12 protein-coding genes are annotated in these 15263 nt (G+C 70.9%); 10 read left to right on the forward strand and 2 right to left on the reverse strand.

The genetic code is table 11. The annotated features are described in order from the left end of the window. Positions 1-16 precede the first annotated feature (16 nt). From IE317_RS04700 to IE317_RS04740, 9 genes are all read left to right on the forward strand, one after another. Entirely contained in the window at positions 17-1483 is a 1467-nt protein-coding gene (locus IE317_RS04700) for an arabinofuranosidase catalytic domain-containing protein (RefSeq protein ID WP_191306778.1), read from the forward strand. A gap of 11 nt (positions 1484-1494) precedes the next feature. Beyond that, a complete protein-coding gene (locus IE317_RS04705; RefSeq protein ID WP_191306779.1) occupies positions 1495-3468 on the forward strand; it encodes an alpha-L-fucosidase in 1974 nt (657 codons plus the stop codon). Between the two features lie 23 nt (positions 3469-3491). Then, positions 3492-4577, forward strand: a complete 1086-nt coding sequence (locus IE317_RS04710) for a ricin-type beta-trefoil lectin domain protein (protein ID WP_191306780.1) — start codon at positions 3492-3494, stop codon at positions 4575-4577. A 153-nt stretch (positions 4578-4730) separates the two neighbouring features. Continuing rightward, the gene (locus tag IE317_RS04715; protein ID WP_229902465.1) at positions 4731-5480 is read left to right on the forward strand and encodes a GH12 family glycosyl hydrolase domain-containing protein; all 750 of its coding nucleotides are present in this window, start codon (positions 4731-4733) and stop codon (positions 5478-5480) included. A gap of 159 nt (positions 5481-5639) precedes the next feature. Continuing rightward, positions 5640-6641, forward strand: a complete 1002-nt coding sequence (locus tag IE317_RS04720; protein ID WP_191306781.1) for a cellulose binding domain-containing protein — start codon at positions 5640-5642, stop codon at positions 6639-6641. 38 nt (positions 6642-6679) lie between these two features. Next, positions 6680-8068 (forward strand): endo-1,4-beta-xylanase, encoded by a 1389-nt coding sequence (locus tag IE317_RS04725; RefSeq protein ID WP_191306782.1) that lies wholly within the window; start codon positions 6680-6682, stop codon positions 8066-8068. Positions 8069-8097: 29 nt separating this feature from the next. Then, positions 8098-9408: a glycoside hydrolase family 43 protein gene (locus IE317_RS04730; protein WP_191306817.1), complete on the forward strand. Its 1311-nt coding sequence runs from the start codon at positions 8098-8100 to the stop codon at positions 9406-9408. A 15-nt stretch (positions 9409-9423) separates the two neighbouring features. Further along, on the forward strand, positions 9424-11418 hold the full coding sequence (locus tag IE317_RS04735; protein WP_191306783.1) for a family 43 glycosylhydrolase: 1995 nt from the start codon (positions 9424-9426) through the stop codon (positions 11416-11418). A 127-nt stretch (positions 11419-11545) separates the two neighbouring features. Next, positions 11546-12346 carry a S1 family peptidase gene (locus IE317_RS04740; RefSeq protein ID WP_268246851.1) on the forward strand — a complete coding sequence of 267 codons (801 nt, stop codon included), beginning with the start codon at positions 11546-11548 and terminating at the stop codon, positions 12344-12346. A 62-nt stretch (positions 12347-12408) separates the two neighbouring features. On the opposite strand, the gene IE317_RS04745 is transcribed toward IE317_RS04740, so the two are convergent. Further along, positions 12409-12945, reverse strand: a complete 537-nt coding sequence (locus IE317_RS04745; RefSeq protein WP_191306819.1) for a DUF998 domain-containing protein — start codon at positions 12943-12945, stop codon at positions 12409-12411. A 60-nt stretch (positions 12946-13005) separates the two neighbouring features. After that, the gene (locus IE317_RS04750) at positions 13006-13377 is read right to left on the reverse strand and encodes a cupin domain-containing protein (protein ID WP_191306784.1); all 372 of its coding nucleotides are present in this window, start codon (positions 13375-13377) and stop codon (positions 13006-13008) included. 119 nt (positions 13378-13496) lie between these two features. On the opposite strand from IE317_RS04750, the gene IE317_RS04755 reads away from it, so the two are divergent. Beyond that, positions 13497-15263 (forward strand): ATP-binding protein (locus IE317_RS04755; protein WP_229902470.1); only part of this gene is annotated, 1767 nt, incomplete at its 3' end.

Below are 15263 nucleotides of genomic sequence, written 5' to 3' on the forward strand. Positions count from 1 at the left end.
ACAGAGGAGTTCGGCCATGGTCTCCCGCAAGCTGCTCAGAACCCTCCAGGCCGCCGCGGCGGCGGTCCTCCTGGCCACCGGGGCGGTGGCCGCCACGGGCGCCGCCGCCCAGGCCGCCACGCAGGAAGCGTGCGACCTCTACGCCGCCGGCGGCACCCCGTGCGTCACGGCGCACAGCACCACCCGCGCCCTGTTCGGGGCGTACAACGGCCCGCTGTACCAGATCCAGCGGGCCTCGGACCAGAAGTACCTCGACATCGGTCTGCTGACGGCGGGCGGGGTCGCGGACTCGGCCCCGCAGGTCTCGTTCTGCGCCGGGACCCGGTGCACGGTCACGAAGATCTACGACCAGACCGCCAACCACAACGACCTGCCGATCTCGTGGGGCGGGTTCTGGAAGGGCCCCGGCCCGAACGGGTCGGACATCGGGGCGGACGCGATGGCGCTGCCGGTGACCGTCGGCGGGCACCCGGTGTACGGGATCAAGGTCACCCAGGGCGTCGGCTACCGGATCGACAACGCCAAGAACGCGCCGGTCGGGGCCCAGCCGGAGGGGATCTACATGATCACCTCGTCGAACTACGTCAACCAGTGGTGCTGCTTCGACTACGGCAGCGGCGAGATCTCCCACAACGACACCGGCAACGCCACCATGAACGCCATCTACTGGGGCACCGCCTGCTGGTTCAACGGCTGCACCGGCACCGGCCCCTGGGTCGAGGCCGATCTCGAGAACGGCATGTACCACAACGGATCCGGGTCGAACAAGGATCCGAACAACCCGGGCGTGCACCACCCGTTCGTCAGCGCGTGGCTGAAGAACAACGGCACCAGCAACTTCACCCTGAAGTACGGCGACGCCACCACCGGCAGTCTCACCACGCCGTATTCGGGCGGGCTGCCCCGCGGCTACTCGCCGATGAAGCTGGAGCCGTCGATCCTGCTGGGCACCGGCGGCGACAACAGCGTCTCCGGCGTCGGCGAGTTCTTCGAAGGCGCCGTGACGAGCGGTTTCCCGACGGACGCCACGGAGAACGCGGTGCAGGCCAGTGTGATCGCCGCCGGGTACGGCAGCGGCGGCAGCACGAACACCGGCGCGGTGCACGCGACGGGCGCGAACAAGTGCCTCGACGTCAACGGCGTCAGCACCACACCCGGCACCGCGGTCCAGATCTGGGACTGCAACGGCGGCTCGAACCAGACCTGGACGCGCACCGGCACCGGCGAGCTGAACGTCTACAGCGGCGGCAACCTCCGCTGCCTCGACGCCTCCGGCAAGGGAACCACACCCGGCACGAAGGTCATCATCTGGAACTGCAACGGGCAGAACAACCAGCAGTGGACGTTCAACGCGAACGGGACGGTCACCGGGGTCCAGTCCGGGCTCTGCCTCGACGTCACCGGCTCCGGGACCGCGAACGGCACCCCGGTTCAGCTGGCCGCCTGCACCGGCGCGAACAACCAGAAGTGGTCCCTGAGCTGAAAGGTCACCTCATGTCCTCGTTCGAGCTGTCCCGGCGCCGGCTGATCGTGGTGGCCGGGGCCGCCGTGGCCGCCGGCGTGGTCCGCGTCCGGCCCGGGTGGGCCACCGCCGGACCCAGCAGCTACACGCCGAGCTGGGCGTCGGTGGACCAGCACCCGCCCGCGCCCGAGTGGTTCCAGGACGCCAAGTTCGGCATCTACTACCACTGGGGTGTTTTCAGCGTCCCGGCGTTCGGCAACGAGTGGTACCCGCGGAACATGTACATCGCCGGGTCCAGCGAGAACAACCACCACAAGCAGGTGTTCGGCGACCCGTCGACGTGGCCGTACCAGAACTTCATCAACGGTGCCCGCGACAAGGCGGGCAACTGGGTGCAGTTCGCGCCGAAGCTCAAGTCCGCGGGCGGCAACTTCGACCCGGCCGAGTGGGCGCAGCTCTTCGCCGACGCCGGCGCGAAGTTCGCCGGCCCGGTCGCCGAGCACCACGACGGCTATTCGATGTGGAACAGCACGGCCAACGAGTGGAACTCGGTCAAGACCGGGCCGAAGCTGGACCTGCTGCGGCTGCACGCCGACGCCATCCGCGCCAAGGGCCTGAAGCTGCTGACGGCCCTGCACCACGCCTACCACTTCACCGGCTATTACGACCACGTGCCGACCCAGCCGACGGAGTCGCTGCGCCGGCTGTTCGGCCAGAACGGCCGGACCGCGGAAAACCAGCTCTGGTACGACAAGCTCCGGGAGGTCGTCGACGGCTACCAGCCCGACCTCGTCTACCAGGACTTCAACCTGACGCAGGTCGACGAGGCGCAGCGGCTGAACTTCCTGGCGCACTACTACAACCAGGCCGTGGCCTGGAACAAAGACGTGGTGGCCACCTACAAGGACGGGTTCGACAACCGTGGCGAGGTCTTCGACTTCGAACGCGGCGGGCCGGGCGACCTCATGAGCCCCTACTGGATGACCGACGACAGCATCTCCAGCTCGAGCTGGTGCTACACGAACGGCATCGGCTACTACTCGATGAAGGCCATCCTGCACTCCCTGCTCGACCGGGTCAGCAAGAACGGCACCATGCTGCTGAACATCGCCCCGATGGCCGACGGCACCATCCCGTCCGGGCAGCGGACGATCCTGCTCGGCATCGGCGACTACCTCAAGCGGTTCGGCGAGTCCGTCTACGGGACCCGCGCGTGGGCGGTGTACGGCGAGGGGCCGACGAAGATGGGCGGCGGCTCGTTCACCACGCCGGTGGAAGGGACCAGGACCGACGTCCGGTTCACCCGCAGCAAGGACAACACCGTGCTGTACGCGACCGTGCTGGGCTGGCTGGGGAGCACTTTCCCGATCACCACACTCGGCTCGAACCGGGTCAACGTGAGCACCCTGGTGTCCGCCCAGCTGCTCGGCCCGGACGCCGGCACCGCCACGACCCTGCCCGCCCCCGTCCAGGACGCCTCGGCCCTGCGGGTCCAGCTGCCGTCGGCGAACCCGCCGTTCGACGCGCCGGCGTACGTGGTGAAACTGACGTTCTCCGGCCAGGTTCCCACGCCCGGCTCCGGTCCCCTGCCGACCGGCTGGGCCCGGATCGCCAACGTCACCACCGGCCTGGTGCTGGACAGCGGCGGCAGTGTCGCGGCCGGGTCCCCGCTCAAGCAGTGGAACTGGGACGGCAGCACGAACCTGCAGTGGCAGCTGACCGACGCGGGCGGCGGGTACGTCCGGATCGTCAACCGTACCAACGGGATGGTCGCCGACAGCCGGGGCAGCACGGCCAACGGCGCCACCTGCGCGCAGACGGCGTGGACCGGCGCCACCAGCCAGCAGTGGAAGCTGACGAGCCTCGGCAACGGCCGGTACCAGATCGTCAACCGGGCCACCGGCACGGCGCTCGACGGGATGGGCAGCACCACCGCCGGCTCGAGCGTGGGCCTCTGGACCCCCAACAGCAGCACGAACAACCAGTGGACCATCACCGCCGCGTGAAGGCGGATCCCCGAGGAGACGAGATGCGCACACGGCTCGGGTGGCTCACCGCCGCCGCGGCGGTCCTGGCCGCCACCCTGCTGCCGGGCACCGCCGCGGCCGAATCGAACGGCGGGGTCCGGGTGATGCCCCTGGGCGACTCCATCACCGAAGGCACGCAAGTGCCCGGCGGGTACCGGATCGGGCTCTGGCAGCGGGTCACCGCAGGCGGGTACCAAGTGGACTTCGTCGGCTCCCAGTCCAACGGGCCGGCGTCCCTCGGCGACCACGACCACGAGGGCCACCCGGGCTGGCGGATCGACCAGATCGACGCCAACATCGTGTCCTGGCTGCGGACCAGCACCCCGCACACGGTCCTGCTGCACATCGGCACCAACGACATCCTGCAGAACTACAACGTCTCGGGTGCGCCGGCCCGCCTGTCCGCCCTGGTCGACCACATCACCGCGACGGCACCGGACGCCGAGGTGTTCGTCGCGACGATCATCCCGATCGCCAACGGCGGGCAGGAGGCGGCGGCCCGCACGTTCAACGCCACGATCCCCGGAATGGTGCAGAGCAAGCAGAACGCCGGCAAGCACGTGCACCTGGTGGACATGCACGCCGCACTGAGCACCGCCGACCTGATCGACGGCGTCCACCCCACGGCCACGGGCTACGACAAGATGGCCGCGGTCTGGTACGCGGCCCTGCAGGCGGTCCCCGGCAGCATCGGCACACCGGGGCAGTCCTCGGCCCGGCAGCTCGTCGGCGCGCAGTCCGGCCGCTGCGCGGACGTCCCCTCCTCCGCCGACGGCACCGCGGTGCAGCTGGCCGACTGCGCCGGAGCGCCGTGGACGCCCACCGGCAAGCAGCTGACGACCGCCGGGAACAAGTGCCTGGACGCGTCCGGGCAAGGCACCGCCGACGGCACCCCGGTGATCATCTGGACCTGCTCCGGCCAGGCCAACCAGCAGTGGAACGTCAACGCGGACGGGACCGTCACCGGCGTGCAGTCCGGCCGGTGCCTCGACGCGACCGGCCAGGGGACCGCCGCCGGGACGAAGCTGATCCTGTGGACCTGCCACGGGCAGGCGAACCAGAAGTGGACACTGCGGGCGGCCGCATGACCGGCGTGTTCCCCCGTTCGCCGGGAACGGGGGAACGCATTCGGTAAATCGATCACGGCCTTCCCCTTTGCTCCGGCCGCCCACTGTGGTTACATCATTGGCGAATCGATTGAGAGCGCTCCCAGAAAATGCCACGACGACGTGGAGGAGATCATGAAACTGAGGAACGCCCTGTCCGCGGCTCTGCTCGCCGCGGCCAGTGTCGCGGCGCCCGTCGCCGTCGCGCCGGCCGCGCACGCGGACACCCTGATCTGCGACCAATACGGCTCGACCACCATCGGCGGCCGGTACGTCGTGATGAACAACCGGTGGGGCAGCAGCGCACAGCAGTGCATCAACGTCACCGGCAGCGGGTTCCGGATCCAGACCCAGCAGGGGTCCACCAGCGGTGGCGCGCCACTGTCCTACCCGGCCGTCTACCTCGGGTGCCACTACTCGAACTGCTCCCCCGGCTCCCCGCTGCCCCGGCAGCTCAGCCGGATCGGCAGCGCGCCGTCGTCGATCTCCTACACCTACGTCGGCAACTCGGTTTTCGACGCCTCCTACGACATCTGGATGGACCCGACGCCGAAGACCAACGGGGTCAACCAGATGGAACTGATGATCTGGTTCAACCGCGTCGGCGGCGTCCAGCCGGTCGGCGGACGGGTCGGCACCACGACCATCGCCGGCCGGAGCTGGGAAGTGTGGCAGGGCAACAACGGCGGCAACGACGTGGTGTCCTACGTGGCCACCTCCGCCATCTCGGGCTGGTCGTTCAACGTGATGGACTTCGTCAACGACGTCGACAACCGCACCCGCGTCGACCGGTCCTGGTACCTCACCAGCATCCAGGCCGGTTTCGAGCCGTGGCGCGGCGGTGTCGGGCTCGCGGTCAACTCGTTCTCCGCGAGCGTGAATTAGCCGGAACCGGCGGCCGGGCGCCCCGAAGGTGCCCGGCCATCGCCGGCCCGGTGTGTTAGCGCTAACGTTCCAGCCTTGATTCCGAAACCGCCGAGCGAAAACTTTCGGAAAACCGCCGAAATGTAATTTACCCGATCCGCGCCCCACGAAGGATCACCGATGAAACTCGCCCATGTGCTCGCCGGTGTGCTGGCGGCCTGCGCCGCGTTGTTCGCCGTTCCCGGCACCGCGGCCGCCGCCGCGGTGCCGATCATGCCGCTCGGGGACTCGATCACCCAGGGCGGTTCGATCGGCGGCTACCGCCTCGACCTCGGCACCAAGCTGCGGGCCGACGGCCACGCGATCGACTTCGTGGGCTCGCTGACCGACGGGCCGGCGAGCATGCCCGACCGCAACCACGAAGGCCACCCGGGCTGGACCATCGCCCAGATCGACGCGAACGTGGCCGGCTGGCTGAGCGCGTTCCACCCGCGCACGATCCTGCTCCACATCGGCACCAACGACATGTACGGCAGCGATCCGGCCGGTGCGCCGCGGCGGCTGTCGGCCCTGGTCGACAAGATCACGAACCTGGCCCCCGCCGCGGACGTCTTCGTCGCCACCATCATCCCGATCCGGTTCGCCGATCCGGCCGTCCGCACCTTCAACGCCGCGATCGCCCCGGACGTCCGGGCCAAGGCCGCCGCCGGCAAGCGCGTGCACCTGGTCGACATGTACCCCTCGGTCGCCATCGCGGACCTGCCCGACGGCATCCACCCCAACGCGGCCGGCTACAGCAAGATGGCCACCACCTGGTACAACGCGCTCAAGTCCGTGCCGGGCAGCATCGGCGGGGACGACCCGCCGCCCCCGGCCGGGAACGGCCCGTGCACCGCGACCCCGAAGGTCGTCGGCAGCTGGAACGGCGGCTTCCAGGGCGAAGTGACCGTCGCGAACACCGGCACCGCCGCGCTCACCGGCTGGACCGTGCAATTCACCTTGGCCGGCGGCCAGAGCATCGGCCAGATCTGGAGCGGCACGGCGAGCGGCACCAGCCCGGTGACCGTGCAGAACGTCGCCTACAACGGCGCGCTCGCGCCCGGCGCCACCACGACCTTCGGCTTCCTCGTGTCCGGTCCGGGCACGCCGAGCCTCGACGCGGCCACCTGCACCAGCTCGTGACCGCGCACCCCGCAACCCCACGAAATGAAGGTGTGAACATGAAGACGACATCGCGGTCGTTCCACCGAGCCGCGCTGGCTTCGGCTTTCCTGGCGACGTCGCTCGGGGTTTCGCTCGTGCTCGCCACCTCCGCCTCCGGCGCGGCCACCACGCTCGGCGCGGCGGCGGCCCAGTCGGGCCGGTACTTCGGCGCGGCCGTCGCGGCCGGGAAGCTCGGCGACTCGACCTACGTGAACATCCTCAACCGGGAGTTCACCATGGTCACCCCCGAAAACGAGATGAAGTGGGACGCCACCGAGCCCAACCGCGGGCAGTTCAACTACAGCGGCGGCGACCGGATCCTCAACCAGGCGGTCAGCACCGGCAAGCGGGTGCGTGGGCACGCGCTGCTGTGGTACCAACAGGAACCGGGCTGGGCGCAGCGCATGGAAGGCTCCGACCTGCGCTCCGCCATGATGAACCACGTCACCCAGGTCGCCACCCACTACAAGGGCAAGATCTACGCCTGGGACGTCGTCAACGAGGCGTTCGCCGACGGCGGCAGCGGCGGCCGCCGCGACTCCAACCTGCAGCGCACCGGCAACGACTGGATCGAAGCCGCCTTCCGCGCCGCGCGGGCCGCCGACCCGGGCGCGAAGCTCTGCTACAACGACTACAACACCGACGGCGTCAACGCCAAGAGCACCGGCATCTACAACATGGTCCGCGACTTCAAGTCCCGCGGCGTCCCGATCGACTGCGTCGGCTTCCAGTCCCACCTCTCCGGCAACCCGCCCGGCGACTACCAGGCCAACCTCCAGCGCTTCGCCGACCTCGGCGTCGAAGTCCAGATCACCGAGCTCGACATCGCCGGTTCCAACCAGGCCAACGCCTATGCGGCGGTGACCCGCGCCTGCGTGGCCGTCGCCCGCTGCGCCGGCATCACCACGTGGGGCATCCGCGACACCGACTCCTGGCGCACCGGCGAGAACCCGCTTCTCTTCGACGGCAACGGGAACAAGAAGGCCGCGTACAACAGCGTCCTCGACGCCCTGAACGCCGCCCCGCCGACCACGCCCACCACCACGACGACACCGACCACCACGACGACGCCGACCACGACCACCACGCCGACGACCACGACCACCCCGCCGCCCGGTGACTGCACCGCCTCGGTCACGCTGAACCAGTGGAACGGCGGGTTCGTCGCGAACGTCAAGGTCAGCGCGGGCACCGCGGGCCTCACCGGCTGGCGCGTGACGACGAACCTGCCCTCCGGCGCGGCCGTCACCAGCGCCTGGAGCGCCGGCAACAGCGGCACCACGGGCAGCGTCACGTGGACCAACGTCAGCTACAACGGCACCGTCGCCGCCGGGCAGTCCACGGAATTCGGCTTCCAGGGCACCGGAAACGCCGAAGGGGTGACGACCTCGTGCGCCGCAAACTGACCTGCCTGCTGACCGCGGCCCTGTGCGCGATGGCGCTGCTGCCCGGCACCGCGCACGCCGACAACCCGATCGTGCAGCACATCTACACCGCCGACCCGGCTCCGCTGGTGCACGACGGCCGTGTCTACCTCTACACCGGGCACGACGAAGACGGCTCGACCTACTTCACCATGAAGGACTGGCGGGTCTGGTCGTCGGCGGACATGGTGAACTGGACCGACCACGGCTCGCCGATGAGCCTGGCCACGTTCAGCTGGGCCAAGCAGGACGCGTGGGCCGGGCAGGCCGTCGAGCGCAACGGCAAGTTCTACTGGTACGTCCCGGTGGTCAACCGCGCCACCGGCCGGATGGCCATCGGCGTCGGCGTCGCGGACAGCCCCACCGGGCCGTTCCGCGACGCCATCGGCCGCCCGCTCGTCGAAAACGGCGAGATCGACCCCACCGTCTTCATCGACGACAACGGGCAGGCGTACCTGTACTGGGGTAACCCGAACCTGTCGTACGTGCGGCTCAACGCCGACATGACGTCGTACTCGGGCGGGATCAACCAGATCCCGCTCACCACGGCCGGGTTCGGCACGCGCCCGAACGGGGGCAACCGCCCGACGCTGTACGAGGAAGGCCCCTGGGTCTACAAGCGCAACGGCACGTACTACAACGTGTTCGCGGCCAAGTGCTGCTCGGAGTTCATCGCCTACTCCACCGCGCCCGGCCCCACCGGTCCCTGGACCTACCGCGGCACGGTGATGCCCACGCAGGGCGGCAGTTTCACCAACCACCCCGGGATCATCGACTACAAGGGCGGCTCGTACTTCTTCTACCACAACGGTGCTCTGCCGGGCGGCGGCGGTTACACCCGCTCGGTGGCGGTGGAGAAGTTCGCCTACAACGCCGACGGCAGCATCCCGACGATCAACATGACCACCAGCGGGCCGCCGCCGGCCGACACGCTGAACCCCTACGTCCGGCAGGAAGCGGAGACGATCAACCGGGAAACGGGGATCGAGACCGAGCCGGCGTCCGAAGGCGGCATGAACATCGGGTGGATCGAGAACGGCGACACGGTCAAGGTCCGCAACGTCGCTTTCGGCGCGGGCGCGAAGACGTTCACCGCCCGCGTCGCCTCCGCGAGCTCCGGCGGCACGATCGAGGTGCGCCTGGGCAGTGCCACCGGCACGGTCGTCGGCCGCTGCACCGTGCCCGCCACCGGCGGCTGGCAGACCTGGACGTCGGTGTCCTGCCCGGTCAGCGGTGTGACGGGCACGCAGGACCTCGTCCTGCGGTTCACCGGCGGCAGCGGCTACCTCTTCAACGTCAACTGGTGGCAGTTCGCCGCCTGATGCGAAAGGACAGACGTGGTGTCACGCCGACGATCCCGGGCGGCCGCCTCGGCCCTGCTCGCCGCGACCGGCCTCGCCGGCGCCGTCCTGGTGGCGACCCCGGCCGCGCACGCCGCGGCCGGGTGCTCGGTCACCTACACGAAAACCTCCGAATGGCAGGGCGGCTTCGGCGCGTCCGTGTCGATCACGAACCTCGGTGACGCGGTCGACGGCTGGACGCTGACCTGGTTGTTCACCGGCGGCCAGCAGGTGGGCCAGCACTGGAACGCGACCATCACCCAGGACGGGGCCACCGTCAACGCGAAGAACGTCGCCTACAACGCGGCCATCCCCACCGGCGGCAAGGCGGAGTTCGGGTTCAACGGCTCGTTCGGCTCGGCCAACCCGACGCCGTCGGAGTTCCGGCTCAACGGCACCCTCTGCACCGGCGGCGTCGAACCCACGGCGCCGTCCACGCCGACGACGCCGACCACCCCGACGACCCCCACCACCACGACCACCCCGAACCAGCCGTCGACGTTCACGAACCCGGTGCTGTGGCAGGACTTCGCCGACGTCGACATCATCCGCGTCGGCAACGCCTACTACTACTCCGCCTCGACCATGCACTACTCCCCCGGTGCGCCGATCCTGCGTTCCTACGACCTGGTGAACTGGGAGTTCGCCGGCCACTCCGTGCCCAAACTGGACTTCGGCGCGAAGTACGACATGAGCGGCGGACGCGGGTACGTGCGCGGCATCTGGGCGTCGTTCTTCAACCACCGCGCGAGCAACGACACGTACTACTGGGGTGGCTGCATCGACTTCGCCAAGACCTACATCTACACCGCCACCGCCGTGGACGGGCAGTGGTCGAAGCACACCACGATCGACAAGTGCTACTACGACGCCGGCATGCTCGTCGACGACGACGACACGATGTACGTCGCCTACGGCAACACCACCCTCAGCGTCGCCCAGCTCTCGAAGGACGGGAAGACCGAAGTCCGCTCGCAGCAGGTCTTCCAGACGCCGTCGAACATCGGCACGCTCGAAGGCTCCCGGTTCTACAAGCGGAACGGCAGCTACTACATCTTCGTGACGCGTCCGGCCAACGGCCAGTACATCCTCAAGGCGAGCAGCCCGTGGGGGCCGTACACCATCCAGCAGGTGCTGCTGGACCTGCCGGGCCCCATCTCCGGCGGCGGTGTCCCGCACCAGGGTGGCCTGGTGCAGACGCAGAGCGGAGACTGGTACTACCTGGCCTTCGTCGACGCCTACCCCGGCGGCCGCGTCCCCGCGCTCGCCCCGGTCACCTGGACGGCCGACGGCTGGCCGAAGCTGCAGGCGGTCAACGGCCGCTGGGGCACGACCTACCCGAAGCCGAACCTGCCACCGCCACCGCGCCAGGTCGAGCCGATGACGGGGACCGACACCTTCCCCGGCCCCGGCTTGAGCCCGCAGTGGGAGTGGAACCACAACCCGGACACCACCAAGTTCTCCGTCGGCAACGGGGTGAAGCTGTCCACGGCGACGGTCACCAACGACCTGTACTCCGCCCGCAACACCCTGACCCACCGGATCCAGGGGCCGTCCTCCACGGCCACCGCCACGCTCGACCTGACGTCGATGCGCGACGGTGATCGCACCGGCCTGGCGATGCTGCGCGACTCCTCGGCCTACATCGGCATCAAACGCGACGGCGGCCGCAACCGGGTGGTCATGGTCAACGGCCTGACCATGGACAGCAACTGGAACACCACCGGCACCGGGACGGAGGTGGCGAGCGCCGCCCTCTCGGGCAGCAAGATCTGGTTGCGCGCCACCGCCGACATCCGTCCCGGCACCGGCCGCCAGGCCCGGTTCTCCTACAGCACCGACGGGGTGAACTTCACGCCGCTGGGCACGGCGTTCACCCTGAACAACGCCTGGCAGTTCTTCATGGGCTACCGGTTCGCCGTCTTCAACCACGCCACCCAGGCACTCGGCGGCTCGGTCACCCTTCAGCGGTTCGATTTGACGACGCCGTAACCGGGGACCTCCGGCAGCGGCTGGTTCCGGGTTTCGTGCGCGGCGAAGGGGCTTTCTGCCCTTCGCCGCGCACCCCTGCGTACCGGAACCGGGTGAACCGGACGCGCCGCCGGGCCGCACCGCGGCCATCGCCCTCCCCCAGGCGAACGCCGCGGGCAACGCCGGCACCGCCGTCACCGACGCGGCCGCCGCGCCGGGCATCACCGGCACGGCCTGGGCGGTCGACGAGCGGACCGGCGAAACGGTCGTCACCGCCGACAGCACCGTGCAGGGCGCCAAGTGGGACAGCCTGCTGGCGGCGACCCGGGGCAAGGCGGTCCGCGTCGAACGGACGCCCGGGGTCCTGAGCCTGTTCGCCGAAGGCGGCGACGCGATCTTCGCCGGCGGGGCGCGCTGCTCGCTCGGCTTCAACGTGACGACGAACAGCGGGCCCGGCATCCTCACGGCGGGCCACTGCGCCGCCGCCGGCCGCCGGTGGTCGCTCACCCAGGGCGGGCGGCCGGTGGCCACGCTCAAGCGGTCGACGTTCCCGGGCAACGGCGACTTCGCACTGCTGACCTACGACAACGCCGCCACGAACGCCCCGAGCGTCGTCGACACCGGCGGCGGCCGGACGGTGGCGATCGCCCGCGCGGCCGCGGCGCAGGTCGGCCGGCAGGTCTCCCGGATGGGCAGCACCACGGGCCTGCACAGCGGCCGCGTGACGGCCCTGAACGCCACGGTCAACTACCCCGAGGGCCGGGTCACCGGCCTGATCCAGACGACGGTGTGCGCGGAGCCGGGCGACAGCGGCGGTTCCCTGTTCTCCGGCGACGGCAGCGCCATCGGCATCACCTCGGGCGGCAGCGGCAACTGCCGCACCGGCGGCGTGACGTTCTTCCAGCCGGTGACGACGGCGCTGGCCGCGGTCAGCGCCCGCATCGGCTGACCTCTCGGTTCCGCGCGAGCCGGGCGGGACGGTCACCGAGGCCGGGCGGCGACGGCCGAAATCTACAGCATCGCGGTGATCACGCCCACGGCCAGGGTCAGGGTGCCGGCCCGGCCGCCGCTCATCGCCCACAGGTTGCCCAGCAGCAGGGCGGCTCCGGCGACGACCGACAGCACGGCGTCCCGGCGGTCCCCGGCCCGGGCGAACCGGCGGCCGAGCACGAAACAGGCCACCATGAGGGCGAGGAACGCGAGGCTGCCGGCCGCCAGGTGACCGGCGGCGTGCCACGACAGCGCCGACGGCGGACCGGCGGGCGTGCCTGCCGGGAAGCCGTCCGCCGGGTCCGGGACGAGGAGCCCGGCCGCGACCATCCCGGTGCCGTAGACCCTCAGCAACCACGAGACCGCACCCCCGAGGCCGGGCGCGCCGATGAGGACGAGCACGCCGGCGACGACGAAGTTCGTGATCTGCACCCAGCCGAGCCCGCCGGTGCCGAGCGCGCTGAGCGGGTGCCGGGTCAGGTCGAAGCCGTCCCGGGTGGCGGCCTGGGCCAGCGCCACCGTGGTCCACAGCGGAGCGGCGAGGGCGAGGCAGGTCAGGCGCGCGGAGACGGCCGGGCGCGCGAGGGTGGTGTCCCATGACGGAGTCCTTTCGGGGGTTCAGAAGGTGACGCCGGCTTCGGCGGCCGCGTCGTCGTCGAGGAAGTCCTGCTCGATGCGCGGGGAGGCGTGGATGCACATCATCCGCAGCGGCTCGGGGCCGACGGCCCGGAACGCGTGCGCGGTGCCCGCGCCGACGACCACGACGTCGCCCTGGTTCGCCAGGCCTTCGCCGTCGGCGGTGCGGAAGAGCGCCCGGCCGGCGAGCACCACCCAGGTTTCGGAGTACGGGTGGACGTGCGCGCCCGGTCCCTGGCCTTCAGTGTTGTGGACGTGGAAGAAGGAGACGCCGGAGCCGTAGGCCTCGCCTTCGAACCGGGCGGTGCGCCCGCTGCCGATGCGCAGGTCGTCTTCCTTCGCGATGACCACCATGGTGGGGTTCCTTTCGGGTCGGTCTTGCTCTGTGGTGATCTTCGAGCCGGCCCGGGTGCCGGGGCATCCGTGGTGACCACGGAATCCACCACGGAGATCGACCCGGCATACTCGGTGGCATGCCGACCGCGCCGACGATCTCGCCGCGCGAGCGCGAGGTGCTGCTGGCGGTCGCGGACCGGCTGACCAACGCGGAGATCGCCGACCGGCTCTACGTGTCGGTGCGGACCGTCGAGAGCCACGTGTCGGCGCTCCTGCGGAAGCTGGACGCCCGTGACCGCCGGGAACTGGCCGCGCGGGCTCCCGGACTGGCCGGCCCGGCGGGCTTGGTCGTGGGAACACCGCGGCCGCCGACGAGCTTCGTCGGCCGGGTGGCCGAACGCGACGCCGTGGTGCGCCTGGTGGCCGAGAGCCGGGTGACGACGGTGCTCGGCCCGGGCGGGATGGGCAAGACCCGGCTGGCGGTGGCGGCGACGGAAACGGCCGCGCCGCAGTTCCCGGACGGGGCGACGTTCGTCAACCTCGTCCCCAGCCGGCCGGGTTCGGTGCTCGAGTCGGTCGCGGCCGGGCTCGGCGTCCTGCCCCACCCGCAGCAGCCGCTGCCGGACGCGGTGGCCGCGCAGCTGGCCGGCCGGGCGCTGCTGGTGCTGGACAACTGCGAGCACGTGGCCGACGACGTCGCCGACGTGATCACGGCCTTGACGGCGGCGAACCCGGGGTTGAGCGTGCTGACGACCAGCCGGGAACGCCTGGGTGTGCCCGGCGAGACGGTGCTGCAGCTCGGCCCGCTGCCCGCCGCGGCGGAGCTCTTCACCGAGCGGGCGAAGGCGGTCGATCCCGCGTTCGACGCCGATCCGGCCACGATCGCCGCGCTCTGCCGCGAGCTGGGCGGCTCACCGCTCAGCATCGAGCTGGCCGCCGCGCGGGTGGCGTCGCTGGGCATCGACGCCTTGCGCACCGGCCTGGCCGACGACCCGCTGCGCGTGCTGGCGACCGGCCGCGGCCCGGACCGGCACCGGTCGCTGCGGTCGGTGCTCGAGTGGAGCCACCGGTTGCTGAGCGCGGAGGAACGGACGGTCCTGGCCCGGATTTCCCGGTTCCGCAACGCCTTCGCACTGGCCGACGCGGCAGCGCTGTCGCCGGAGTCGTCGGTCGGCGCGGTGTCCGACGTGATCGGGCGGCTGGTGGACAAATCCCTGGTCACGGCTCATCGGGAGGCGAGTGCCTGGACGCTGTTCGACGGAGTGGCCCGCTTCGCTCGCGAACGGCTGGCGGAATCGCCGGAGGCAGCGCAGGTCGACGCCCGCTACCACGAGTGGGCCGCCGGGCGAGCACGCGAACTGGTGGGCCGCCTCGGCGGCGACTGGCGCGACGAGTTCGACCGGATAGCCGACGACCTGCGCGCCTGCGTCGCGGAGGGCGCATCGGCGCCCGGCCACCACGGGCCTGCCCGTGCCGAGCCCGGCCCGGTCCCGCGCACCGGCGCGGTGAACACTCGCGTAGACCCGAATCAGCAAGGCCACCACCGGCCCACCCACCCCGCAACCCCCGACCCGGCCAACCCCAACCAGCTCGCGGGCGCACACGCGACCCGAGACCACGACCTGGCCGCAGACCTCGCCCGCCTGACCTACGCGCGCGGCTTCCTCGCCGAAGCGGTGGCCCACTGGCGCACCGCCGCGGACCGCGCCCCCTCCCCCGCGGCCGCCGCAGCGGACCTGGCGCTCGCCGGCAGCTGCACCCACCTGCTCACCCAGGCGCGCGACCACTTCGACCTGCTGCTCGTCGCGGCCGAGCGCGCCGGCGGCGACCGCGGCACGCGGGCGGCCTGCCTGGCCGGCGCCGTCGTCCTGGCCGAGCGGTTCCGCGGCGCCGGCTTCGTCACC

This window comes from Amycolatopsis bullii (assembly GCF_014654205.1).
GTDB classification, from domain to species: domain Bacteria; phylum Actinomycetota; class Actinomycetes; order Mycobacteriales; family Pseudonocardiaceae; genus Amycolatopsis; species Amycolatopsis plumensis.

Excerpts from the sequence above, each read along its gene's own strand:
- IE317_RS04730 (WP_191306817.1), top strand. The coding sequence starts at position 8,098 with ATGGCGCTGCTGCCCGGCACCGCGCACGCCGACAACCCGATCGTGCAG.
- IE317_RS04725 (WP_191306782.1), top strand. The coding sequence starts at position 6,680 with ATGAAGACGACATCGCGGTCGTTCCACCGAGCCGCGCTGGCTTCGGCT.
- IE317_RS04705 (WP_191306779.1), top strand. The coding sequence starts at position 1,495 with ATGTCCTCGTTCGAGCTGTCCCGGCGCCGGCTGATCGTGGTGGCCGGG.
- IE317_RS04700 (WP_191306778.1), top strand. The coding sequence starts at position 17 with ATGGTCTCCCGCAAGCTGCTCAGAACCCTCCAGGCCGCCGCGGCGGCG.
- IE317_RS04750 (WP_191306784.1), bottom strand. The coding sequence starts at position 13,377 with ATGGTGGTCATCGCGAAGGAAGACGACCTGCGCATCGGCAGCGGGCGC.
- IE317_RS04720 (WP_191306781.1), top strand. The coding sequence starts at position 5,640 with ATGAAACTCGCCCATGTGCTCGCCGGTGTGCTGGCGGCCTGCGCCGCG.
- IE317_RS04710 (WP_191306780.1), top strand. The coding sequence starts at position 3,492 with ATGCGCACACGGCTCGGGTGGCTCACCGCCGCCGCGGCGGTCCTGGCC.
- IE317_RS04715 (WP_229902465.1), top strand. The coding sequence starts at position 4,731 with ATGAAACTGAGGAACGCCCTGTCCGCGGCTCTGCTCGCCGCGGCCAGT.